Here is a 24278-nt window from a genome sequence, read left to right as displayed (position 1 = left end):
GCGGGGACAAGACCGGCCATACCCTAATCATGGTATTCCACATCTTCCCCCCGCGCGAATAGGGTCGCTTCGCAACGGCCGGAGCGTTTCCGGCGGCCAGAAGCGTTTGGGGGCGATATGGGGAACACGGTTCAGCCGCGGACATTGACGGGCGCGCAGATGGACCTGCTCGCCGCCTCCGCGCCGACGCGCTCGCTGCAAAGGGGCGAGGTGCTCTTCCGCGCCGGCGAGCCGGGCCAGGCCTTCTATGTCGTTTTGCGCGGCGTCCTGGCCTGCGCGCCCGGCCCCGACCTTGCGGTCTATCGGGAAATCGAGGCCGGCATGGCGGCTGGCGAACTCGCCTTTCTCTCCTCGGGCCTTCATCGGGAAACGGTGACGGCGCTGCGCGATTGCGACGTCCTGGAAATCTGCCGCGCCGACTATGACCAGGCGCTGCGGGCCGATCCCTCCCTTGCCGCCGCCCTGCTCATCCTGCTCGCCCAGAGGCTGCATGGCGGCGATGACCGCCCGTCGCGCCGGCCGGGCGGCGCGCGGCGCGCCATCGCCTTTGTCCGCGGCGGGCATGAAAAGCTGCCACCCGCCTTTTTCGAGCGCTTGCGCCGCCAGCTCGAAATCGAGGGCTATGTCGCGCTCGACCGCGAGGCCGTCAATACCCGCTTCGGCAAGCGGCCGGTGTTCGACCCGGCCGTGCGCGACGGGCTCGACCGGCTGGAGCGAGGCGCGAGGCCGGTTTTCTACCTTGCCGATGACGGGCTGACGGACTGGACCGAATTGTGCATTCGGCGGGCCGACGAAGTGGTGCTGGCCACCTGCGGCGACGCGCCCCGCGCCGAATTGACCGCCACCGAGCGGCTGGTGGAGCAGGTGCATCCGCAATCGGCCTGCCGGCTGGTGCGCCTTCACCCGCGCCGCCGGGGCGTGGTCGAGGGCACGGCTGCCTGGCTGGCGCGCACGCCGGTTTTCCTGCACCACCACCTCTCGCTCGAAGACAATGCCGATATCGAGGCGCTGATCCGTTTCCTCACCGGCCGGGCCGTCGGGTTCGTCGCCGGCGGCGGGGGCGGCTACGGCCCCGCCCATGTCGGCATCTATCGCGCCTTTCGCGAGCAGGGCGGCAGCTTCGACATCTTCATGGGCACCAGCGTGGGGGCGGCCATGCTGGCCGGCTTCGCCTTTCTGGGTGAACACGACACCCTCACTGCCGGAACGCACGACATTTTCGTGCGCAGCCGCAGCTTCAAGCGCCCCACCTGGCCGCGCTATGCCCTGCTCGACCACAAGGCGTTCGACGACGCCCTGGAGCGCGCCTATGGCGCGGAGACGCGGGTAGAGGATTGCTGGAAGCCGTTTTTCGCCATCGCCACAAATCTTTCGGACAACCGCATGGAAATCATGCGATCGGGCCTGCTCTGGCAGGCGGTGCGCGCATCGAGCGCCATTCCCTGCGTGCTGCCCCCCTTCTACACCGCCGATGGCAAGATGCTGGTCGATGGCGGCGTGATGGACGATGCTCCGCTCGGCCCGATGCAGCAGCTCAAATCCGGTCCCAATCTCGTGGTGCATTTCGGACGCGCCGGCGGGCAGCGTTTCAACGTCTCCTATGCCAGCCTGCCCGGGCGGGGCAAACTGCTCGCCGCGCTGCTCAATCCGCGCCGGCGCCTGCCGCGCGCCCCGCGCCCGCTGGGCATCCTCTTCCGCACCATGCTGGCGCATCAGCGCTATGAACTGCCGGCCACGCCGCACGATCTGGTGCTCAACCCGCCGGCCTTTCCGGGCGCCAGCCTGATGAGCTTCGACCGGCATATGGACGTCTTCAACGCCGCCCATGCCTGGGCCCAGAAGGAAATCGTCACGCGCCTCGAGGGCAGGGACCAGGCCATCCAGGCCATTCTGCGCAGCCAGAGCCCGCAGGCGGGCCTGGAGCCGCTCCCTGCCATGCAGGCCGTGGCATGACGGCGGCGGATTCCCGCCGGTTACGGCCCTATTCGCTCGCGATGTATCGCCGCAAGGTCTCGCGCGTTCCATGCAGCCAGAGGCTGGACAGGGCAGCGGTGAATGCCTCGACATAGTGCTGGTCGGCGGCAAGCGCTCCGAAAATATCGGTCATGGTGAGCCACGCCTCGGGCTTTTCCTTCGCCGCCCGTGCAAGCCGGGTGAGGCGATCCCAATCGGGATCGCTTGGCGGGATGGCCGCCCCGCTTTCGGTTTGGCCATAGCAGTATCGCGCCCAGAGGGCCGAGACGAGCGCAAGGCCGGCGACCGATCGGCCCGAAGCGAGACGGTCCCGGGCGGTGGGCAGGATGAATTTGGGCTGTCGGTTCGAGCCATCGAAGCAGAGGCGGGAGACGGTGTCGCCAATCTTGGGGTTGGAAAAGCGCCGTTCAATGAGGCTGTAATAGGCGGCCAGATCGGTATCCGGCACCGGCGGCACGGTGGGGATGATCTCCTCTCGCTCCACTTTTTCGACAAAGCCGCGGATCAGGGGATCGAGCATGGCGTCGTGCACATATTGGACGTCGAGCAGGCCCCCGGCATAGGCGAGTGTCGCGTGTCCGCCATTGAGAATGCGGATCTTCATGAATTCGAATGGGGCGACGTCGCTCACGAACCGAACGCCGGCCTGCTCCAGCGCCGGGCGGCCGGAGGGGAAATGATCTTCCAGCACCCATTGCCTGAATTCTTCGCAAAAGACCGGCCAGTGATCGAGGACGCCGAATTCTTCCTGGAGCATCTGGCGCTCGCGCGGCGAGGTCGCGGGGGTGATGCGGTCCACCATGCTATTGGGAAAGGCGACGCTATCGCGCACCCAGCCGGCGAGGTCGGCGTCCATGAGGTCGGCAAGGCCGACCAGCGTATCGCGCGTTACCGAGCCGTTGCCGGGAATGTTGTCGCAACTCATCACCGTGAAAGGGGCGATGCCGGCGGCACGCCGGCGCGCCCAGCCGGCGAGGATGAGACCGAAGACGGTCTTGGGCGCGTGTCTGTTGGCTGCGTCGTGAAGGATATCGGGATGGGTGGGATCGAAGCCCTGCGAAGCGGGATCGATAAAGTAGCCGCCCTCGGTCACCGTCAGCGAGACGATGCGGATAGCCGGATCGGCAAGCTGCGCGATGATCGCATCGGCGTCGCCCACGGGCAGGAAGCCGATCATTGAGCCGGTGACGCGCGCCCGGGAGGCATCGGCCTCCTGCTCGACGACGGTGGTGAGCAAATCCTGCTCGACGAGCCTTGCGCGCATCTCCCGATCGGTCGGGCGCACGCCCGCCCCGATGATGGCCCAGTCGTGGTCGCGCCCCTGGTTGAACAGCGTATCGAGGTAAACGGCCTGATGGGAGCGATGAAAATTGCCGACGCCGAAATGAACGATCCCGGCGGAAAGCGTGGCGCGCCGATAATGGGGAACCGCGACATCATTGGAGAAGGCAGACAGGCCGGCTAGGCTGAGTTTGACGGGCACGGATGCACTCTGGTGGGGTTGCTGGGGCGTGCGGGAAATTGGCTTTCCGCGCCGGCGCGGCGCGAGCGGCAGCCAGCCGGTTCCACGATTGCTCATCTTGGAAGCCTCTGCCGGGTCATTTCTTCACCGCAGGCTGGCGATGGCGTAGCATGCGCTCAGCTTTTCGTGCCGCAGCGAGGCGGCGACGCTCGACATGTCCTGCCCGAGCGTTTTGGCGTGAATGCCCTCAAGGACCAGCAGGGCATCCAGGCCGTAGTCATTGGCGCCCCTGATATCGGTGCCCAGGCCATCCCCGATCGCAAGGATAAGCGAGGGGTCGGCGGCCCCGATCTGCTGCATGGCGAAGTCGTAGATGGGGCGGAACGGCTTGCCGGCCTGGCGAACCTCGCCTCCGAGCGCCGCATAATCGCGGGCCAATGCGCCGGCGCCCCAGACCATGCGGTCGCCCCGCGGGGCGATGACGTCGGGATTGGCGCAAATCAGGGGCAGTCCCCGCTCGGCTAGGCGCTTGAGCAGCGGGGAATAATCGTCGGGGCTGTGGTTCTGGTCGTCCTCAAGGCCGGTCACAACCACCACTTCGGCGCGGTCCTCATCGACCCGCTCGATATCGAGACCGGCGAAAAGCCCGAGATGAGCCTCGATGCCGATATGCAGGATGCGGGGAGACGCCGCCCGGATCAGCGCGCGCGTCACGTCTCCTGAGGTTGCGATACAATCGTAAGCGGCGGAACTGACCCCGATTTCGTTCAGGAAATCGGCCACACTCTGCGCCCGGCGGGGCGAATTCGTGACCAGCACCACCGGCCGGCCCCTGGCCCGGGCATCGATCAGCGCCGCCTCGGCGGGGGCGAATTTCTCGATGCCGTCATGCAGAACGCCCCAGACATCGCAGAAGACGGCGTCATAATGCTGGACGATATCCGAAAGGGCGGCGATCGCGCGGGGAGCGGTGAGCGTGTTCATCAGCGCGGATAGACCTCGTTGACCACGTCTTCGATCCAGGCGTGCTGGAGCGCTGGGAGCCGGATCTGTTCGACCGCGACCGATTCTGGGGTGAAGTCGAATGCGACGGCGCCCAGGACTTTCTCGCCGGGGAAGGGCGGCTGCGTGTCGCCGACGGTGAACGCGGTCGAGGGGCACCACACATATTGCGTGCCCTTTATGCTGGCATGGCGCCAGAGATGAAGATGGCCGGTGCTGACAAGGCCGATGTCGAAGCGGCGCGCGAATGCCGCCAGACGCGCCCGCGGTTCGGGCGGAACCGACCAATAGCCGTTGTCGCCGTCCTCATAGCCGTGAATGAAGAGCGGCTGATGGCAGAACCAGGCGATCCTGCGCTCGCCGGCATCGGTCATGACCTGCTCAAGCCAGGCGAATTGTGCGCCTTCCTCGGGCACTCCGCTGCCCATGATCATGGAATTGAAGCCGATGAGCCGCCAGCCATCGATGTCGTGAATCCAGCGGTCGGCGCCAAGATGGCGCTCCCAGCGCGCCAGCCTTTCGGCGTTCACCGGCTGGCGCGCCTTGCCCGGCGCGCCGACATCGTGATTGCCCGGCACGCTCAGCCAGGGCGATGGCAGGCCAGCGAGCAACTCGGCGCAAAAGGCGAAATCGGCTTCCGCATCGGCGCCATCCAGGGTGACGTCGCCGCCATGGATGACCAGCTCGGGCCCGCGATTTCGGATCAGCTCGAGCACCGGCGGCCAGTTGCGCAGGAAAAGCGGCCTCTGCCTGCCGATATGGGTGTCTGAAATCTGGATGACCCGGACCATGGCCTGTTCCAATCTGCGGGGAATACCGCATGGGCCGGGCGCCGAGACGGCCGGCCGGTTGAGCTTTGACTATGCGCGCATCGCCGCAGGATAGACCGTTACCTCAATGGGAGCCTGGGGCGCGACGGCATTGTCGAAATCCACCACCGCGCCCTGTTCGATCAGACGCTGGCGCAGCAGGCTGAAATTCATGTCGGACATGGAATAGCCATGGGTGACGCCGAGCGCGGCCGCGGTTCCCGCGCCCTGTCCCATGGCCATGCAGGTCGCCATGACGCGCGCCGAGCCGAAGCCCGACCCGTCCGCGCTCAGGCAGCGGCCGGCGGTGATCAGATTGACACTGCCCTGCGGCACCAGGCAGCGGAGCGGGATATTGTATTCCTGTCGCGGCACGACGAGCCCGTTCTGCTCGTTGCTGTCGGTGGCATGGATGTCGATCACATGCGCGCCCTTGGCGACGGTGTCAGGAAAGGCCTTGGGCGCGAGGATGTCGTCGCGCTGCAATTCGTAGAGGCCGACAATGCGGTAAGATTCGCGCACCCCGGTCTGGATGCCCGACTTGGCCAGCCAGCAATCCCTGAATTCGGGAAATTCCCGGCGCAGCACCGCGATGAAATGATGCAGCGTTTCGCGCAGGCTGCATTCGGTGCGTGTGAACCATTCCGGATCGCTCGCATCGGTCGCCTCGCGCAGCAGGTTGATGCTGACCATGCCGTCGTGGAAAAAGCTGTTGATCCACGGGCCGCCGAAAAACGGGATTTCGCCCTGCGCATTGAGCTCGAGCAGCCGGCCACGGATCGCGCCGGAGACCGGCAGCATGCCGTCCTTGGCGTCGCCGAACAAATGGTCGAGCGATGCCGTGTCCACCCCTCCCAGTTGAAACCACAGCGTCGCCGGTTGCAGCACGTCGCCCTTGACGGTGGGCAGGCCGGCGGCGCGCACCAGGTCGGCATCGCCGGTGCAATCGATGAACGCCTCGGCCTTGTAGGCGACGCGTCCCGTCTTGTTCTGCACGATGACATGGGTGAGGCGATCGCCTTCCATCACGCAGTCCGAAAACCAGGTGTGATAGAGAAGGGTAACGCCGCTATCGAGCAGCAGGCGCTGTGCCGCAAGCTTGAGAATCTCGTCATTGACCGGAAAATTGCCGCTCTCGCGCGAGACGTCGGCCCCACCCAGATCGGCGGCCATCCGGAGCAGCTCGAACGGTATCCCGCCGATATGCTGCTTGCCGAAGTGACGAAATTCACTGATCGGCGTCACCAGGGCGCTGGTGGCCATGCCGCCCACGAAGCCGTAGCGCTCGATGAGCAGGGTTTTCGCCCCGTTCCGCGCCGCGGCGACCGCGGCCGTCAGGCCGGCCGGCCCGCCCCCGCAGACGATGACATCGAACGCATTGAGCACGGGAATCTCCCGGCTGGGTTCCACCACCGGCCTGTTTTCTTCGGTTATCGCCGACACGCTGTCTTCCTGCTGTTCGATTGGTCCGGCGCGAGCCTCGATGCCGCCATCGAGGTTCGCGGGCGGAAAAGTTACATATCAATATCGTTAATGTAACTGCCATGCGGACCGGTTGCAGTCAATGGCGCAGAAAAAATATTGAAAAATAAGGAAATGGCGTGTGCTTGTTGGCGAGTTCCGCCCGGCCAGCTTCCTGGCGTGTGACGAAAATAGATAGCGCTAATGTTTTGGGGTGATGATGTGGGCCGCCTGTGCGGCTCAGCGCGTCGATGAAGCGCGGATGACGAGTTCGGGCACGATGCGGTGCGTGACGATCTCGGGGCTGGCGGTGCCCTGTATCCGGTCGAGCAGGCGCCGGGTCGCCTGCCGGGCAACGTCCTGAAACGGCAGGAGAAGTGTGGAAAGCGGCGGCTCCATGAAGCGGGTGAAAGGGTGATTCCCCCAGCCCATCACCAGCACATCCTCCGGCACGCGAATGCCGCGTTCGCGCAGGGTGCGATAAAGGCCCAGCGCGTAATAATCGTCCCCGACAACGAAGGCGTCGGGGCGCCGGCCGCGGTCGAACAGGTCGCTGGTCACGCGATAGGCGTCGTCCGCCTGCCAGGACTGGGCGACGCGAAAGGAGCGTGGCGGCGGAACCAGGGCGAGTTGGGTCCTGGGATCGAACGGCAGGCCTGCCGCTTCGAGCGAGCGCCGAAAGCCTTCCAGCCGCAGCCGGATGGTGGAGAAGGGCATGTCCTCGTCGACCAGGACCACGTCCTTTGCGCCCATGCGCAGCACGGCGTCGGTCGTCAGCCGAATGCCCGCTTCATTGTCGGTGGAGAAGAAATCGGCCTCGATCTGGGGAATTTCGCGACTGACAAGCACCAGGGGAATGCCGGCCCTGATGACATTGTCCCAGGCGTTGGAGCGCTCGCGCACCGGCGCGGCGATCAGCCCGTCGAGCCCGGAGCGCAGAGCCATGTTGATGGCCTCGCGTTCGCGATTGGCCGATTCATAGGACAGCAGCAGCATCACCGTGTAGCCGGCCTCGCCGGCCTGCAATTCGACCTCGCTGACCAGGTCGGAGAAAAACGGATTGGAAATATTGGTGACGATCACCCCGATGGTGCGGCGCGATCCCAGGACGAGCGAGCGCGCATGCACATTGGGCACATAGCCCAGCCGCTCCGCCTCCGCCTTGATCAGGGCCCGGGTGGCGGGATTGACGCCGGGGCGATCGTTGAGGGCGCGCGACACGGTGTTCGCCGTCAGGCCAACGACCTTCGCGACGTCCTGAAGGGTCGGCTGGCGGCGACCATCTATCTCGTCTGTCATCTCGTGGCCTCCTCATTTCGAGAGCGGAATGTAGCCCAGCGCCGCTGTATCCGAAACCTCCAACCGCACTTCCTAACATACATTAGCGTTATCGTTATTTCATGTTTTCCGGTTTCTCGTCTGCTCGGATTTGGCTGCCTTATAGCGCAAAAATACAAGAAAACATGGCTTTTTTGACATAGCGCTTGACGGAGACATGATGACGTGCAACCTACATTAGCGATATCTAAAAACGACGAGGCCGAAATCGGGCTGAGTTTATTCCTCTCTGCCGCGCCGGATCGGGCGTGATGGTCTGCAAGGCGGGGGATCTTGCTTTGCAGCCGGCGCTGCCGGCGGCCTTCGAGGGGGGGCGGCATCGTGATGCCGTGACCTGGTATCGCCATGGATGTCGGCGGCGCCACCTGCTGTCTGGCAAAGGATTGTGCCAATTTTGGTGTGGAGGAGATAATGAGGTTTTTCAAGACCGCGACGGCGATTGCTGTGGCGATGTCGATGGCGTCCGGCGCCTATGCGCAGGACGGCTCCATCAATGTGCTGGGCCACAAGGTGCACCAGACCGCGGCGACCGGGCTGACGGCGGGCACGACCGGCGGCGATGTGACCGCCGAATGGCAGGCGGAAAACGGCAGCATCAACTGGATCACCGCCGACGTGAACCCGCTGCATGACCGCCTCTTCCGCGAGCTGACGCTGCCCGTCGGCAATGTCGACATGGCTTTTTTCCTGAACAGGTTCGCTTCGCCGCGCGCGTTCGAGTTGCTTGAGCCGCTGGATGGCTACCAGGCGGAAAATCCGATCGAGGATTTTGACGGCCTCAGCCAGGGCATGCTTGACGGCATGACCTATGACGGCAAGGTCTATGGCATCCCGTTCCGCCACAGCACCACCGCGCTGGTCTATAACGAGACGCTCTTGCAGCAGGCCGGCTTCGACGGCCCGCCCAAATCGTTCGATGAACTCATCGACATGGCCAAGAAGCTCTATCACGTCGATGCCAATGGCCAGAAGGTTTACGGCCTGACCCAGGTCGGCAACTCGCCGGAATTCCTGCTCGCCATGATGCTGGCCAGCGGCAAGCCCTTCCTGGAGGCGGACTTTACGCTGAACGCGGATACGCCCGAATATATCGCCACGCTGAACACCCTCAAGGATCTTTCGGATAATGGCGGCCTGGTCGACAATTATGTGGCCAACAACCTCGATGGCCTGATCTCGGACATGCAGAACGGCCGGGCCGTAATGAGTCTCAGCCCGTTCAACCGGGAATCGGTGCTCAATGACGAGAAGCTCTCGCTCTTTCCCGGCTCATTCAAGGTGACCGCCGTGCCGCCCATGGCCAATGGCGAGCTGCCGGTGCAGACCGAGGTGTGGTATCTGGTGATCCCCAAGAATGCCCCCAACAAGGAGCTGGCCTGGGAGCTGATCCGCACGCTGTCCTCGCCAGAGGCGACCGTGCGCGAAGCGCTCAACGGAAACGGCGCTACCCGCCCCGCAGCCTATGAGGATCCGCGCATCATCGAAAAGATCGCGTCTGCCGCCGAGCAGGCCCGCTCCGTGGCTTCGGCCCGGCTGGCCCTGCCCGGTTTCGAGGAAATCGCGCGGGCCCAGACGATCCTGGGCGAAGAGGCCGATGCCGTTCTGCTCGGCTACCAGACGGCCGAGGAAGCCGCCGCCAAGACCCAGGCCCTTATCGAGCCGCTGCTGCCCAAGAAGCAGTAATCCGACCCGAGAGCGCGGCATATCCTGCCGCGCTCTTCCGTCCGACCGTTCCAGCGAATACCGCAAGAGTGACAGCAAACATGCGTCGTCTAAACCTTTTTCATCTGGTGCTGCTCACGCCGGCGCAGACGCTTGTCACCCTCATGCTAGCCGCTCCGGCATTTTATGTCTTCTGGCTCAGCCTCACCACGTCCAGCTACGGGTTGAACCCCCAATTCGTCGGCCTGGACAATTACATCAACGTCCTGTCGGACAAGCATTTCTGGACGGCGTCCTGGAACACCTTCCTGATCGTCAACGTCGTGGTCTATATAGAGCTGGTCCTGGCTTTCGGCATGGCGGTGCTCGTCGCCAGCCTGAAAAAAGGACGCATGCTGATCTTCGCTTTGATCCTGGTGCCCTATGCGATCAGCGAAGTGGTCGGCGTGCTGGCCTGGCGCTTTCTGGCCGATCCGAATATCGGCCTGGTCACGCAGGCCTTCGCGGCCTTCGGCATCACCTTCAACTGGACGCGCAACGTTGCCGACGCGCTGACCCTGATCTGCACCATCTCGATATGGCAGCACCTGCCCTTTACCTTCGTCATCATCTATGCGGCGGTCATCTCGGTTCCGCGCGATCTCTATGAGGCTGCGCGGGTCGATGGCGCCAATGGCTGGCAGCAGACCTGGAACATCACCATTCCGCTGATCGTGCCGGCGGCGACGCTGGCGATCGTGTTCCGCTACATCTTCGCTTTCCGCATGTTCTCGGAAGTGTGGCTGGTCACCAAGGGCGGGCCGGTGCGGCTGACCGAGGTGCTGGGCACCTATCTCTACCGGACCGGCTTCACCTTCGCCGATTTCGGCGGCGCGGCCGCGACGGGCTGGCTGATGGTGCTGGGCGCCCTGCTGCTCTCGGTTTTCTATCTGCGCTCGATGTACAGAAAGTCCTTCTCCGATGAATAGGCTCATTGTCACCGCATCCAAGGCGGTTCTGGTTGCATTGATCGTGGTGTGGTCGGTTTTTCCGGTCGCCTATGTCGTCATCAACTCGTTCAAGTTCCAGCGCGACATCTTCGCCTTTCCCCCGACCATCGCCTTCACCCCGACATTCGACAATTACCTCGACTTGCAGAAGAACTATCCCGAGTTCTTCGGCTTCGTGTGGAACAGCGTGATCATCTCGGTCACCGCGACGATCCTGTCGGTGTTCGCCGCCGCCTGTGCCGGCTATGTCTATTCGCGCTATCGCCACAATGCCCTGTCTGCATCGGCCTTCTATCTGATCGCGATCAGGCTGCTGCCGCCGCTGGTGGTGACCATTCCGCTCTTTCCCTGGATCAACCAGCTCGGCCTGGCCGATACCCATCTGATCCTGGTGCTGCTCTATGCAACATTCTGGGTGCCGCTGAACGTGCTGATCATGAAGGAGTTCATCGACAAGATCCCCAGGGAGCTCGACGAATCCGCCACGGTCGACGGCGCGAGCGAGGCGCAGATATTGCGGCACGTGATTGCGCCGCTCTCCATCCAGGGCATGGTTGCCTGCGCCGTCTTTGTGTTCGTCTTCTCCTGGAACGAGTATCTCTACGCGTTCATCTTCACCATCCAGAACGCCAAGACCACGCCGCTCATCCTCAGCGAATTGATGGATTCGGTGGCCGGGACCAATTACGGCATCCTGTTCGCGGCCGCGACGGTGCAACTGGCGCCGATCGTGGTGGTGGTCATGCTGTTGCAGCGCTTCCTGGTTTCCGGCCTCACCGCCGGCGCGGTCAAAGGGTAGCCAAGCACAAATGCCGCGCGTCCCGGAAACTGAGCCGTCCAAAGCATCCCCGGAGCCGATCGATCTCGTGCTCTTCGATTGCGACGGCACCCTGGTGGAGAGCGAGGCGCTGATGCACGATGTGCGGATGCGGCATTTCTCGGCCCTGGGCATCGCATGTACGGCCAGGGAACTGGCGGTGCGTTACAACGGCGTTCGCTATCCCGAGCTGATTGCCGATTTGAGCGCGCGTTCGGGCGTGACCATCGGGGCCGAAACATTCGATGCCATCGAGCAGGACTTCACCACGCGCTGCACCACCGAATTGCGCAGCGTGGCGGGGGCGGCGGACATGCTTGCGGCATTGAAGGTGCCGTTCTGCCTGGTCTCCAACTCGCCGCGTCCGCGTCTCATCCATATGCTGCGCTCGGCGGGTCTTCTCGCCCATTTCGGACCGCGCATCGTATCGGCGCTGGATGTCGGCATCCCCAAGCCGAAGCCCGACGTGTTCCTGCTCGCAGCCGAGCTGATGAACGTGCCCCCATCGCGCTGTCTCGTGGTGGAAGACAGCCTCTTCGGCCTCGAGGCGGGCCGGGCCGCGGGCATGCGCGTCGCGGCCTATCTGGGGGCGAGCCACCAGGTCGAGGAACTGGTTGTCCCCGTGCGCGCGGCGTGCCCCGATTTCATCGTCGAGACCATGGCGGACCTGCCCGGCCTCGTGGCGATGCAGGCGCCCGCCGGTTGAGGGGGCGGCAATGACCATCACCCTGGCAAGCTACAATATCCAGTACGGCGTCGGTAAGGACGGCCGTTTCGATCTGTCGCGCATCGTTGCGGAACTCGGCGAGGCCGATATCATCGCCTTGCAGGAGGTCGAGATCGGCAATCCGCGCAAGGGACTGGTCGACCAGCCCGCCGAATTGTCGCGTCAACTCGGCCACCCGCATTGGAGCTTTGGCGCCGGCGTCGATATCTATCTGGGAGAGAGCGTGCCGGGCGGATATCCCGGGTTGCGGCGCAAGTTCGGCAACATGATCCTGTCACGTTGGCCCCTGCTCAGCGTGGTTCACCATACGCTGCCCAAGCGCGCCATTGCCGGCGCCACGCATTTGCAGCGCACGGCGATGGAAGCCGTCATCGCGACGCCGGAGGGGCCGTTGCGCCTGATCGCCGGCCATCTCGACCATATCTCGTCCGAAACACGCCAGCCGCAGGTCACGATGCTGCGCGATCTCGCGCTGGCGCCGCAGCGGCGTGGCGCGCCATGGGTCGGCGTGCCGGGAAATGCGGCAGGCTTCGGGGACCCGGAAATTCCCTGGCCCGTGGACTGCCTGCTGATCGGGGACATGAATTTCGCGCCTGACGGGCCCGAATATCGGCATCTGGTTTGCGGCGGGCCGACGGACACTGCCGCCGACCCGGCGGGACGTCTGCACGATTGCTGGGTGCTGACGGGACACGATGCGGCCCAGGGCGTCACCTTCATCCGCCCGGAACGCAAACAGGAGCGCCTCGACCATTGTTTCGTGACGCCCGGCCTGGTGCCGTCCGTCCGATCCATGCATATCGATGCGGCTGCCCTCGGCTCCGATCACCAGCCGATCTTCGTCGCTCTCGAGCTGCCAGGCAATGAGGCGGAGACGCTTTCTCCCGCATTGAGCGGCGGTGCGCCGTGAGCTTTTCAATTCGAGGCCCCTCCGCCGGCGCCAGGCGGATTGGAAGCGGCCAGCCTCACCCACACCATCTTGAACATCGAGAAACTTTGCAGGGAGCTTCGCCATGGCGAGTGTAGCGATAAACAATGTCGGCAAATATTACGGGAGCGTCGAGACCATAAAGGGCGTCTCGGTGGATATTGCCGACGGGGAATTCGTGACCCTGGTCGGGCCCTCGGGATGCGGAAAATCCACGCTGCTGCGCATGATCGCCGGGCTGGAGGACATCACCTCGGGCCAGATCGAAATCGGTGATCGCGTGGTCAACGACCTGCCGCCCAAATCGCGGGACATCGCGATGGTGTTCCAGAACTATGCGCTCTATCCGCATATGACGGTGGAGCAGAACATGGGCTTCTCGCTGCGGCTGAAAGGCGTTCCCAAGGCCGAAATCGCCGAGAAGGTGGCACATGCCACCGCGATATTGGGGCTCGAGCCCTTGCTGGATCGCCAGCCGCGCCAGCTATCGGGAGGCCAGCGGCAGCGTGTGGCGATGGGGCGCGCCATCGTCCGCGATCCGCAGGTTTTCCTTTTTGATGAACCGCTCTCCAATCTCGATGCCAAGCTGCGCGTGCAGATGCGTTCCGAAATCAAGGAACTGCACCAGCGGCTCAAGACCACGACCATCTACGTGACCCACGATCAGATCGAAGCCATGACTATGGCCGACAAGATCGTCGTGATGCGCGCCGGAAACATCGAGCAGGTGGGGTCGCCGCTCGATCTTTACGATTATCCCTTCAACGTCTTCGTCGCCGGTTTCATCGGCTCGCCGGCGATGAATTTTCTCGATGGCACGGTCACGCAGGACGGCTTCGCGATCGCGGACGGGATTGTCCTGCCCCTGGCGCAAAGCCACGCCGACGCCGCCACGCTCGGCATCCGCCCCGAGCATCTCAGGCTGGACGCCGACAAGGGCATCGCCATGGAGGTGGTCAGTGTGGAGCCTACCGGCTCGGAAACCCATGTCGTCATGCGCCTTGCCGGCAAGAACCTGGTGGGCATCTTCCGCGAGAGGGTGCAGGTCCGGCCGGGCGAGACCCTCAAGGTCAGCCCCGACCTCGAGCGCATTCATCTTTTTGACGCAGCCGGTTTGCGGCTGGGGTGAGGGCGTAAACGCGGCGATAAGGTCGGCCGGACAGCGATAGAACGCTCATGGGCCCGGCTGGCAGAATGCCGGGGAAGCGGCGGGAAGCGCCCTGCGGGTTCGGCGGGCTCTATCCGCCGTCCGACTTATGGGTGATGCGCGCTATCGTCGAGCCGGCAGTTTGGGTTGAGCCTGGTTCGGAGAGGAGGGTGATGATGCCCGCTTGCGGGGCCGTCACTGCCGTTTCCATCTTCATCGCCTCCATTACCGCCAGCGGCGCGCCCGCCTCGACATGGGCGCCATCGGCCACCCGCCACTGGACCAGCACGCCGGAAACCGGCGCGGGCACGGCGCCGGGCTCGCTCGCCGGGGCGCCCCGCGTTTCCGGTGACGCGGCGGCGGCCGATGCGCCCAGGAGGTGAAGCAGCCCGCCCGATAAGGCGATCTCGACGCGCTTGCCGTCGATCTCGATATGTCCGCGCACAGTTCCGTCCGAAGGCGGCTTGGGTCGCGCCGCCACGGCCAGCGTTTCCTTGAAATCGGTTTCGATCCAGCGCGTATGGACCGCGAAACGATTGGTGAAATCGGCGTGATCCAGCACGGCACGGTGGAAGGGCAGCACGCTGGGAACGCCTTCGATGCTGAATTCGGCGAGCGCGCGGCGGGCGCGGGCAATGGCTTGCGCGCGCGTCTTTCCCCAGACGATCAGCTTGGCCGCCAGGGAATCGAACATGGCTGGCACGATGCTGCCGGCCTCGATGCCGGCATCGAGGCGGATGCCCGGCCCCGACGGGACCTGCCAGGCGGTCACCCGGCCCGCCGAAGGCAGGAAACCCCTGCCGGGATCCTCGATATTGATGCGAAATTCCATTGCGTGTCCGTGCGGCTCGGGCGTTGCCGTCACCGAAAGAGGCAACCCCTCGGCGATGCGGAACTGCTCGACCACCAGGTCGATGCCGGTGGTTTCCTCGGTGACGGGATGCTCGACCTGGAGGCGCGTATTGACTTCGAGAAAGCACAGGGCGCCATCCGCGCCGAGCAGGAATTCCACGGTGCCCGCGCCGGTATAGCCGGCGGCGGCGCAGATATCGCGCGCGGCTTCATGGATCTGCTCCCGCTGCCCGGCGGAGAGGAAGGGGGCAGGGGCCTCCTCGATCAGCTTCTGGTTGCGGCGCTGGAGCGAACAGTCGCGGGTTCCGACCACCACCACATGGCCATGGCGATCGGCGAGGACCTGCGCCTCGATATGCCGCGGACGATCGAGAAAGCGCTCGACGAAGCATTCGCCGCGACCGAAGGCGGCCATGGCCTCGCGCGTCGCCTGTTCGAACATGTCCCCCACATCCTCGATCCGCCGCGCGATCTTGAGACCCCGCCCGCCGCCGCCATGGACGGCCTTGATGGCGATGGGCAGGCCGAATGCGCGGGCGAAGCGGATGGCCTCCCCGGCGCTCGCAATCGCCCCGTCGCTGCCGGCGGCCAGGGGCGCGCCGACGCTTTGCGCGATCCTGCGGGCCGAGAGCTTGTCGCCCAGCGCCTCGATAACCTCGGGATCGGGTCCGATCCAGGTGAGGCCGGCGGATTGGACGGCTCTGGCGAATCCGGCGTTTTCCGACAGGAAGCCATAGCCGGGATGGACCGCATCCGCACCGGCGCGCAAGGCGATGGCCATCAGCTTGCCGGCATCGAGATAGGTTTCGGCGGGAGTGTTTCCGGACAGCGCATAGGCCTCGTCCGCCAGCGCAACGAAGGGGGCATCGCTATCGGCATCGGCATAGACCGCGACCGAGGCCAGCCCATAATCGCGGCAGGCCCTGGCCACGCGCACCGCGATCTCGCCGCGATTGGCGATCAGCACTTTTTTCATCGGGTTTCTTTCGGAAATTCCTGCGGGGCGAAGGTGTTGAGAGCGTTGAAGCGGATGCGGCCCCCCACCGGCATCTGCCCGGCAAGGTCGAGATGATGCTCCGCGACCGATGCGATCACTGGATAGCCCCCGGTCAGCGGATGGTCCGCCAGAAACAGCACTGGCTGCCCCTCGGGCGGAACCTGCACGGCGCCCCGCACCGTGGCCTCGCTCGGCAGTTCCCCGGGCTTTTGCCGCCCCAGCGCCGTGCCGGCGAGACGAAGCCCGACGCGGCTGGATAGCGCCGTCACCGCCCATTCCTGCGTGAGGAAGGATCGCACGGCCTCGGCGGTGAACCAATCCGTGCGCGGCCCCATGAAGACGTCGAGGACGCAAATGGCATGGCTTGCCGGCATGGCGAAGGCCGGCATTTCCGTGGTGACCAAAGCGCCGGGGGGCGCCGGCAGGATGGTTATGCGCTGCCCCGGTTGAAGCGGCGGCGGCCCGATCTGGGCCAGCGTATCCCTGGCGGCGCTGCCCAGGACAGGCGTCACCGCGAAGCCGCCGCGCGCCGCGAGATAGGCGCGGACCCCGGCGGAGGGCGTGCCGATCGCAACGATGTCGCCATCGTCGAGGGCGATGGCGGCGTGATGCGGCGCTTGCAGTGCCACGCCATCGCGGGGGGTGATCGTCATGGGCGACGTGGCGCCGGTTATGGCGATGACTCCGGCGCCATGCATGCGAAAGCCGAACCCGCCCAGCGCGATCTCGAGCGCGGGCGAATTGGCCGGATTGCCGACCAGCCGGTTGGCGGCGCTCAGGCTCGCGCGATCCGCCGCGCCCGAAATGCTGATCCCCTGGGCGGACTGGCCCTTTCGCCCGAAATCCTGGAACAGCACCGGCAGGGCGGTGCCGAGGACCTCCATGGCTGAACCCTGGAGGGCAGGCCGTTCGTCCTCGTCGGGCAGGGCGCGAACCGGAATGGTAATGTCCGCGATCGCGCCCTCGGCCATGTTGCGGAACCGTACTCTCGTGCCGGGTTTCAGCAGGGAGGCGGGGACGCGATCCGGCTCGAACATGACCAGGGGCGTTCTGCCGATAAGTTGCCAGCCGCCGGGGCTGGCCCTGGGATAGACGCCGCTGAATTCGCCGGCCAGGCCGACAGACCCCGCCGGAACCTGCGTTCGGGGCGATTTGCGCCGCGCTACGTTCAGCCTGGGATCGCCACCCGAAAGATAGGCGAAGCCCGGCGCGAAACCGGTAAAGGCTGCCACGTAGTGGCCGGCAGTATGGCGCCGGACCACCTCATCCGGCGACAGACCGGCCAGCACCGCCACCTCAGTCATATCCTCGCCGTCATAGCGCACCGGGATGTCGAGCAACTCGCCCGGCACCATGGCGCGTTCCCTGCCGGCGCGGACCACGACTTCATCCGCGAGCCTGGCCGGCGGCAGGCGATCGGGATCGAAACGGATCAGCAGCGTTCGCGCCGCCGGAATGATCTCGATGACGCCGGCAACCGTGTCGCCGGCCAGCGCATCGAGCAGCGCGAGGGTCTGGTCCAGCCCGGCCAATTCGACGAGAAGGCAGTCGTCCCGCACCGGGATGATGCGCAGCGCGGTTCGAGGGCCGGAGCGGGCCATGCCGGGGCCTCAGCCTGTCGCGGCGAAGGAACGGATCTCGATGCCCGCTTCTTCGATCATCTGCCGGACGCGCCGCGTCAGAGCCACGGCGCCGGGACTGTCGCCATGCACGCATATGGACCGGGCTTCGATGCGGGTCGGCGTGCCGTCATCGGCGTCGATCACGCCCTCTTTGACCAGCCGGACCATGCGGCGCGCCACCAGCTCGGGATCGTGCAGCACCGCACCCGGTTGCCGGCGCGACACCAGCGCCCCTCGATTGGTATAGGCGCGGTCGGCAAAGGCTTCCTCAATGACGGTGAGGCCGGCATCGCGCGCCTGCGCCACCAGCGACGAGCCGGCAAGCGCCATCAGAAAGAGAGACGGATCGACCGACCGGATCGCCATGATGACGGCGCCGGCCTCGGCGCGATCCTCGGCGATCGCGTTGTAGAGGGCCCCATGCGGCTTGACATAGGCGACGCGCGTGCCGGCCGCCCGCGCCAGCCCTTGCAGCGCGCCGATCTGGTAGACGACGGCGCTGATCAGGTCCGCTTCCGTCATCTCCATCCGGCGCCGGCCGAACCCGACAAGATCGGGATATCCGACATGCGCGCCGATGACGACCTTGCGTTCGGCGGCCAGGCGCAGCGTTTGCGATATGCCGGCCGGATCGCCCGCATGAAAGCCGCAGGCCACATTGGCGCTGCTGACCAGATCGAGCATCGCGGCATCGTCGCCCATCTTCCAGGGGCCGAAGCTCTCGCCCAGATCGCTGTTCAGATCGATCCGCATTGCCTTCCCCGCTTTCAGGAGCAGATGACATGGATTAGCAATCAAATATCGATTGTTCAACAATATTGCGCCTTTCCGCCGGCCCGGTCTGACGAAGCGGGGCAGGCGCTATGGTGGAAAGACGCCGCGATGGCTAAAAGGAAGCTGTTCAGCCCGAGCCGGTCAGTGCAGAAATCGATGAGTGCAGCTCGCCCCCATGCGCCGCTGGCGTTAGTGGAAGATGTCGCCGCAAGAATCCGCGAGCAGATCGTGGGCGGCCACCTGCGTCCGGGCGCGCATTTGTCCGAGCAGGCGCTGAGCAAGGCCTTGCAGGTGTCGCGCAATTCGCTGCGGGAAGTCTTTCGCCAGCTGGCGGCCGAGGGGCTGGTGCGGCATGAACTCAACCGGGGCGTCTTCGTCGCCACGCCCGACCTGTCGGCGATCATCGACATCTACAAGATACGCCGGCTGATCGAGATTCCGGCCGTCTCGCGCGCCTATCCGAACCATCCGGCAATCGAGAGGATGGAGGCGGCCCTCGCGCTTGCGCAAAGCTGTCGCGAAAAGGGAGACTGGATAGGGGTGGGGAGCGCGGATATCGCCTTTCACGCCGCAATCGTCGCCCTGGCCGATAGTTCGAGATTGTCGGCCTTCTTCGCCAAGATCGCGTTCGAGCTGCGTCTGGTGTTCGGAATTGTGCAGACCCCCGAGCATTTCCATGCGCCCTTCATCGAGCAGAACGGCCGGATCGCCGCCCTGTTGCGCGGCGGCGACATGCCGGCCGCGGCAAAGGCTCTGGAGGAGTATCTCGATCAGGCCGAGCGCATGGTCAGGGGCGCCTATGACCGGCTGCACCCGGCGGATCAGGCGAAAACCGTTCCCTGAGCATTTTTCGATGTCGCCTTCCGCGTGATGATCGGACGCGGCGATCGCTGAGAAAGGCCGGGGGCCGCGAACGGTATTCGCGGCCCCTTTTTGCATCAGTTCGGCAGCTTGAAGGCCACTACCTTGGTCGAGTAGCGCGACTGGATGGCGCCCTGCCCACCGGCAACGACGGCGATATATTGCTCGCCATCGAGGGTGTAGCTGATCGGCGCGCCGCCAGCGGCCGGCAGCTCGGTCTGCCAGGCGACCGTGCCGGTCTTGAGGTCATAGGCGCGCAGCATGTTATCCTTGGCCGCCGCGATGAAGACGAGGCCGGTGGAAGTGATGAGCGAGCCGCCATGGGTCGGGGTGCCCATGGGCAACTCGAACGGCACGCTGATGCCCAGGGCGCCACTGCCCAGCGAGGAGCCGAAGGTCTGCGTCCAAAGCAGCTTGCCGGTATTAAGATCGACGGCGCTCAGATAACCGTATGGCGGATCGATGCAGGGCACGTTGAGCGTGGTGAGCCAGAATTGCGGCTCGGCCGCATAGGGCACGTTGAGCTGGGCCACGGCGCCGCCGACTTCACGGCGGTCGCCCCATTCGCCTTGCGGCTTGAGGCCGCGCGCGTCGGCCTCCTCGCGCGGGATCAGCTTGACATAGCTGGCGAAGCGATTGGAGTTGACCACCATCACCCCGTGATTGGGGTCGATGGAGACCCCGCCCCAATTGATGGCGCCGAAAGTGCTCGGCGACTGGATCGAGGGAGTGAGGCCCGGCGGAGTGTTCCAACCCTCGTAGCGCGCCTGCCGGAACATGATGCGGCAATAGAGCTGGTCGAAGGGAGAGACGCCCCACATATCCGCTTCCGTCAGATTGGCGCCGCGGAACGATGGCAGGCCATTGGAAAAGGGCTGGGTGGGTGAATTGCGCTCCTCCGGCACGACGCCATCCTGCGGCATCGGCGTTTCGGTGACCGGGAAGATCGGCTCGCCGGTGATGCGGTCGAGCACGAAGACCTCGCCGGCCTTTGTCGGCTGCACCAGCGCCTTGCGCATGGTGCCGGTGCTGTCGGGCAGATCAAGCAGCGCCGGCGGGGATGCGACATCATGGTCCCAGATGTCGTGGTGCTTGGTCTGGAAGGACCAGCGCAGGCGCCCCGTCTCGGCATCCAGCGCCACCACCGAGGAGTTGAACTCGTCGTCGAAGGGCCGGCGCTGGCCACCGAAGAAGTCCGGCGTGGCGTTGCCCGTGGGAAGATAGATGAGGCCCAGTTCCTCGTCGGCGGAGGCGGGGGCCCAGCTATTGGGCGTGGCCACGGTGTAGCTTTCGCCATTGGGGGGCAGGCCGGTCACGTCCTGGCGGCCCATGTCCCAGGCCCAGGAAAGCTCGCCGGTGACGGCGTCGAAGGCGCGGATGACGCCGGAGGCTTCGCCCCAATACTGGCCATCGGTGATCCAGCCGCCGACCACCACCTTGCCACGCACGAAAGTGGGGGCGGAGGTGATGGAATAATAGCCGCCGATGATCTTGCCTTCATGGTCTTCCATGCCGACCAGCAGATCGACGCGGCCGCCTTCGCCGAAATCGGCGCACAATGCGCCGGTCTTGGCGTCGAGCGCCAGCAGCTTGGCCGCTGCCGTGCCATAGATGATGCGTTCGGCACATTGCCCGACGACGCCCGGCGCCTTGTAGTAGGTGACGCCGCGGCAAGTGCCGCCGGTGCCGTCCGAGCCGTCATGGAACCAACGCTGCTCGCCGGTCCTGGCGTCGAGCGAGAAGGCCTGGCTGAAGCCGTTGCACATATAGATGGCATCGCCCACCTTGAGCGGAGTGGAATTATTGGCCGGAATGCGGCCCACATCCACCGACCAGGCGACTTCCAGGTTCTTGACGTTGTCGAGATTGATCTGGTCGAGCGGGGAGAATTTCTGCCCGCCCTGGTCGCCGCCAAAATAGGGCCAGTCGGCGCCGGTCTGGCCGGCAGGCGCCGCGCCGTTGGCGGCAGGGAAAGCGCCGAAGCCGGTCTGGAACCGTGGATCCTGCGGCAGATTGGGGGCATTGAGCGCATAGAGCCCGGCTCCCAGGCCGATGGAGACCACGGCGCTGCCCAGGATGAGGCCGGCGGCGCCGGCGGGAATTTTATCGGCAAACCTCAGCCGGCCCGAAAGGGCGTTTTGGCTCCAGGGCAGCAGCAGCCAGATACCGAAAGCCACCGGGATCATCAGTCGCGGCATCAGCGCCCATCCGTCGAAGCCGACTTCCCAGAGCGCCCAGATCACGCTGATGGCCAGCGCCAGCCCGAACAGCCAGGCACCGAGGCGCCGGCGGCGGAAGAGCAGCACGGCGGCAACGAGAAACAGCACGCCGGAAATCACGTAATAGAAGGAGCCTCCCAGGGAGGCGAGATAGGTACCGCCCCCCACATAGATCAGGGCCATCACGCCCAGGACTACGGCGAAGAGCCACATCAGCCCCTGCTCCGCAATATTCGGGGGCCTGGCCCCATGCTCGTTCGTCATCGGTTTTTCCTCGAGTCGGTTTCAGTGTTTTGCAGGGCGGGGCGTTCCGCTTCGGCCTGTTGGTAGAGCCCCAGATTGGTTTGTTCGGACAGCGCCTGGACGCGTTCGAGATAGGTGGCGATGGCCTCGAGATCTGCGTCGGAAAGATCGGCGGTGGCGGCGGCGTAGCTGGCGCGGATCCGCTCATGCAGGGCAAGCGGCGCGGCAGCGGCCGCTTTTTCGAGAATGATGAGCACGCTGCGTCGGTCGTCCCGATGCGGCACCCGACGAATGAAGCCGGCGCTTTCGAGCCGGTCCAGCAGCGCCGTTCCCGCGCCCGAGGTCAAGCCCAGATAGGCGATGATGTCGCGCGGACTGACGGGGCTGTCCTGCGCCAGCAGGTAGCCCAGGCAACGAAAATCGGTCGGATGCATGCCCTGCTGCCTTGCGGCGAATTCCTGCCCTTCCTCGGCGCGGCGCATCACCTGCAGCAACCCGGCTCCGACCCTGCCTTCAAGCGCGCGGCGATCCACGATAAATCCCAGCCATAAAGTATCTTGATGATCAAGTTAACGGCCCGCGATAAATCGCGCAAGGCAGATGAGGGCATTTCCCCCCGCCGGTGCGGCGTCGGTCCGGGGATCGGATTGCAGGAAAGGTGCCCGGCCTGCTCCTCTTATGCAGGGATGCGCAGGCTGCCGGTGCCGCCGGCGGCCTGGACCGAGCGGGCGCCCGAGGCAATGGCGGCGGACAGGCAGTCATGAGCATTGGCATCATCGAGCCAGGCGTGCAGGAATCCGGCATTGAAGGCGTCGCCGGCGCCGGTGGTGTCGATAACCTTCACCCTGGGGGCGGGCAGGGCCAGAATGTCGCCATTCATGGCGAGCAGGGCGCCGTTCTCGCCGTTCTTGAGGGCAACGACGGGAAAATGGCGCTGAAGCCCGACCAGCGCCGCCTTCGGGTCGCTCTCCCCGGTCAGCGCCCGCGCCTCTTCCAGATTGGGCAGGAAGACGTCGACGCCGGTGGCGCGCCCGAAAAACATCGGATCGCCGATCAGCGTGTCATCCCAGCTCGGGTCGAGCGAGACGGTGAGGTCGCCGGCCTTGGCGGCCGAAACGGCGTCGCTCATTTCGTGGAGCGTGGCATATTCGGCGATATGCAGATGTGCCGCCTCGGGCCAGGCCAGGGCGGCCTCGAAGCTGGCTGGCCTTGCATGGCCGGCGCGGCGGGAGAGAAAGGCGCGGTCGCCATCCTTGACCATCACCACGGTCAGTTGCGGGCCCGCGGCCGCGTCGCGGTCGAGAAAGCGCAGGTCCAGCCCCAAGGCGCCAAGCTCGCCCGAGAGCGTCGCCGAGAGCGGGTCTGCGCCGAAACGGGCCAGCAGCGCCGACGGCCGGCCCAGCCCGGCAAGATGCGCGGCGGTGATGAGTGCGCCGCCACCCGGGGTCAGGGCAAACTCCTGCGCAAAAATCTCGCGGCCCAGCTGCGGCATGGCATCGAGGCCCCGGAACACCAGGTCGCAATAGATGCGGCCCAGGCTGAGCACGGCCCGGCGGGTGGAGACGCTCATGCCCGGCCCAGAGCTTTCTCGCTGGTGGCGTCGAAGAGATAGAAAGAGCCCGGCGCGGCGCCAATGGAGATGGTGCTGCCAATGGCAGGAACGATACGGCCCGGCGCGGTGGCGACGACCGGCGTGCTGCCCAGGCGCACGTGAACCAGGGTTTCCGCGCCCAGCGGCTCCACCGCCTCGACCGTGCTGGTGGCGATGAGGCCGGCCCCGGCGCCTTCCCGTACCACCAGATCGTGTGGACGGATGCCCAGGCGCACCTGACCCTCATGGGGAGGCAGGGACAGGCCGGAAACAGTCGCGCCCTCGATGGTTAGCGCCCCGCCCGACAGTGTGCCTTCGAGCATGTTCATCGACGGGCTGCCGATGAAGCGGGCGGTGAACACGTCGACCGGGTTCTCATAAAGATCGGTGGGGGTGCCGACCTGCAGTATATTGCCGTCGCGCATGACCACGATCTTGTCGGCCATGGTCATGGCCTCGATCTGGTCATGGGTGACATAGACGATGGTGGTGCCCAGCCTGTGGTGCAGGCTCTTGATCTCCATGCGCATCTGGCTGCGCAATTGCGCGTCGAGATTGGAAAGCGGCTCGTCGAAGAGGAAGGCGACGGGATCGCGCACCATGGCGCGGCCGATGGCGACGCGCTGGCGCTGGCCGCCCGACAGGGCCGCCGGGCGGCGATCGAGCAGGGTTTCCAGCCCCAGAATCTTGCCCGTCTCGGCGATGCGCTTGCGCTTTTCTTCTTTCGAAAGCTTGGCGGTATAGAGCCCGAAGCCGATATTCTGGCCCACGGTCATATGCGGATAGATGGCGTAGTTCTGGAA

20 protein-coding genes are annotated in these 24278 nt (G+C 65.2%); 8 read left to right on the top strand and 12 right to left on the bottom strand.

Translation table 11 applies throughout. The features are described from left to right. The first annotated feature begins 159 nt into the window (after positions 1 to 159). On the top strand, positions 160 to 1953 hold the full coding sequence (locus tag VDP82_RS00490) for a cyclic nucleotide-binding and patatin-like phospholipase domain-containing protein (RefSeq protein ID WP_323012870.1): 1794 nt from the start codon (positions 160 to 162) through the stop codon (positions 1951 to 1953). 28 nt (positions 1954 to 1981) lie between these two features. On the opposite strand, the gene VDP82_RS00485 is transcribed toward VDP82_RS00490, so the two are convergent. The 5 genes from VDP82_RS00485 to VDP82_RS00465 all read right to left on the bottom strand — a co-directional run bounded on the left by VDP82_RS00485 (position 1982) and on the right by VDP82_RS00465 (position 8007). Next, on the bottom strand, positions 1982 to 3457 hold the full coding sequence (locus VDP82_RS00485) for a mannitol dehydrogenase family protein (RefSeq protein WP_323012869.1): 1476 nt from the start codon (positions 3455 to 3457) through the stop codon (positions 1982 to 1984). A gap of 123 nt (positions 3458 to 3580) precedes the next feature. Beyond that, positions 3581 to 4420, bottom strand: coding sequence for a TIGR01459 family HAD-type hydrolase (locus VDP82_RS00480; RefSeq protein WP_323012868.1), 840 nt, complete (start codon positions 4418 to 4420; stop codon positions 3581 to 3583). After that, complete coding sequence (locus VDP82_RS00475; RefSeq protein ID WP_323012867.1) at positions 4420 to 5229, bottom strand: metallophosphoesterase; 810 nt, start codon at positions 5227 to 5229, stop codon at positions 4420 to 4422. The genes VDP82_RS00480 and VDP82_RS00475 overlap by 1 nt, the downstream gene beginning before the upstream one ends. A gap of 69 nt (positions 5230 to 5298) precedes the next feature. Further along, positions 5299 to 6690 carry an FAD-dependent oxidoreductase gene (locus VDP82_RS00470; protein WP_323012866.1) on the bottom strand — a complete coding sequence of 464 codons (1392 nt, stop codon included), beginning with the start codon at positions 6688 to 6690 and terminating at the stop codon, positions 5299 to 5301. Between the two features lie 258 nt (positions 6691 to 6948). Beyond that, positions 6949 to 8007, bottom strand: coding sequence for a LacI family DNA-binding transcriptional regulator (locus VDP82_RS00465; RefSeq protein WP_323012865.1), 1059 nt, complete (start codon positions 8005 to 8007; stop codon positions 6949 to 6951). Positions 8008 to 8457: 450 nt separating this feature from the next. Between VDP82_RS00465 and VDP82_RS00460 the strand changes: the two genes are divergently transcribed. From VDP82_RS00460 to VDP82_RS00435, 6 genes are all read left to right on the top strand, one after another. After that, positions 8458 to 9729 (top strand): ABC transporter substrate-binding protein, encoded by a 1272-nt coding sequence (locus VDP82_RS00460; RefSeq protein ID WP_323012864.1) that lies wholly within the window; start codon positions 8458 to 8460, stop codon positions 9727 to 9729. A gap of 80 nt (positions 9730 to 9809) precedes the next feature. After that, the gene (locus tag VDP82_RS00455) at positions 9810 to 10676 is read left to right on the top strand and encodes a sugar ABC transporter permease (protein ID WP_323012863.1); all 867 of its coding nucleotides are present in this window, start codon (positions 9810 to 9812) and stop codon (positions 10674 to 10676) included. Then, entirely contained in the window at positions 10669 to 11496 is an 828-nt protein-coding gene (locus VDP82_RS00450) for a carbohydrate ABC transporter permease (protein WP_323012862.1), read from the top strand. The genes VDP82_RS00455 and VDP82_RS00450 overlap by 8 nt, the downstream gene beginning before the upstream one ends. A gap of 10 nt (positions 11497 to 11506) precedes the next feature. Then, positions 11507 to 12220, top strand: coding sequence for an HAD-IA family hydrolase (locus VDP82_RS00445; RefSeq protein ID WP_323012861.1), 714 nt, complete (start codon positions 11507 to 11509; stop codon positions 12218 to 12220). A 10-nt stretch (positions 12221 to 12230) separates the two neighbouring features. Then, positions 12231 to 13151 (top strand): endonuclease/exonuclease/phosphatase family protein, encoded by a 921-nt coding sequence (locus tag VDP82_RS00440; protein WP_323012860.1) that lies wholly within the window; start codon positions 12231 to 12233, stop codon positions 13149 to 13151. A 103-nt stretch (positions 13152 to 13254) separates the two neighbouring features. Further along, entirely contained in the window at positions 13255 to 14298 is a 1044-nt protein-coding gene (locus VDP82_RS00435) for a sn-glycerol-3-phosphate ABC transporter ATP-binding protein UgpC (RefSeq protein ID WP_323012859.1), read from the top strand. A gap of 109 nt (positions 14299 to 14407) precedes the next feature. Here VDP82_RS00435 and VDP82_RS00430 read toward each other — a convergent pair whose 3' ends face one another. Genes VDP82_RS00430 through VDP82_RS00420 form a run of 3 tightly spaced genes read right to left on the bottom strand, consistent with a single transcriptional unit; the run spans position 14408 to position 18540 of the window. Next, positions 14408 to 16144, bottom strand: coding sequence for an acetyl/propionyl/methylcrotonyl-CoA carboxylase subunit alpha (locus tag VDP82_RS00430; RefSeq protein WP_323012858.1), 1737 nt, complete (start codon positions 16142 to 16144; stop codon positions 14408 to 14410). Beyond that, on the bottom strand, positions 16141 to 17766 hold the full coding sequence (locus tag VDP82_RS00425) for an urea amidolyase family protein (RefSeq protein WP_323012857.1): 1626 nt from the start codon (positions 17764 to 17766) through the stop codon (positions 16141 to 16143). The genes VDP82_RS00430 and VDP82_RS00425 overlap by 4 nt, the downstream gene beginning before the upstream one ends. A 9-nt stretch (positions 17767 to 17775) precedes the next feature. Then, positions 17776 to 18540 (bottom strand): 5-oxoprolinase subunit PxpA, encoded by a 765-nt coding sequence (locus tag VDP82_RS00420; RefSeq protein WP_323012856.1) that lies wholly within the window; start codon positions 18538 to 18540, stop codon positions 17776 to 17778. A gap of 177 nt (positions 18541 to 18717) precedes the next feature. Between VDP82_RS00420 and VDP82_RS00415 the strand changes: the two genes are divergently transcribed. Further along, positions 18718 to 19404 (top strand): GntR family transcriptional regulator, encoded by a 687-nt coding sequence (locus tag VDP82_RS00415; RefSeq protein WP_323012855.1) that lies wholly within the window; start codon positions 18718 to 18720, stop codon positions 19402 to 19404. 95 nt (positions 19405 to 19499) lie between these two features. Here the strand turns inward: VDP82_RS00415 and VDP82_RS00410 are convergent, their stop codons facing one another. From VDP82_RS00410 to VDP82_RS00395, 4 genes are all read right to left on the bottom strand, one after another. Then, positions 19500 to 21905: a membrane-bound PQQ-dependent dehydrogenase, glucose/quinate/shikimate family gene (locus tag VDP82_RS00410; RefSeq protein WP_323012854.1), complete on the bottom strand. Its 2406-nt coding sequence runs from the start codon at positions 21903 to 21905 to the stop codon at positions 19500 to 19502. After that, complete coding sequence (locus VDP82_RS00405) at positions 21902 to 22417, bottom strand: MarR family winged helix-turn-helix transcriptional regulator (protein ID WP_323012853.1); 516 nt, start codon at positions 22415 to 22417, stop codon at positions 21902 to 21904. Before VDP82_RS00405 ends, VDP82_RS00410 begins: the two co-directional genes overlap by 4 nt. 143 nt (positions 22418 to 22560) lie before the next feature. Then, entirely contained in the window at positions 22561 to 23454 is an 894-nt protein-coding gene (locus VDP82_RS00400) for a carbohydrate kinase family protein (RefSeq protein WP_323012852.1), read from the bottom strand. Beyond that, the coding region (locus VDP82_RS00395; protein WP_323012851.1) for an ABC transporter ATP-binding protein at positions 23451 to 24278 on the bottom strand (828 nt) is incomplete at its 5' end. The genes VDP82_RS00395 and VDP82_RS00400, both read right to left, overlap by 4 nt.

This window comes from Devosia sp. (assembly GCF_034675085.1).
Lineage (GTDB): Bacteria > Pseudomonadota > Alphaproteobacteria > Rhizobiales > Devosiaceae > Devosia.
The sequence above is the reverse complement of the archived record's forward strand: the minus strand, read 5'-3'. Positions and strand labels throughout refer to the sequence as shown.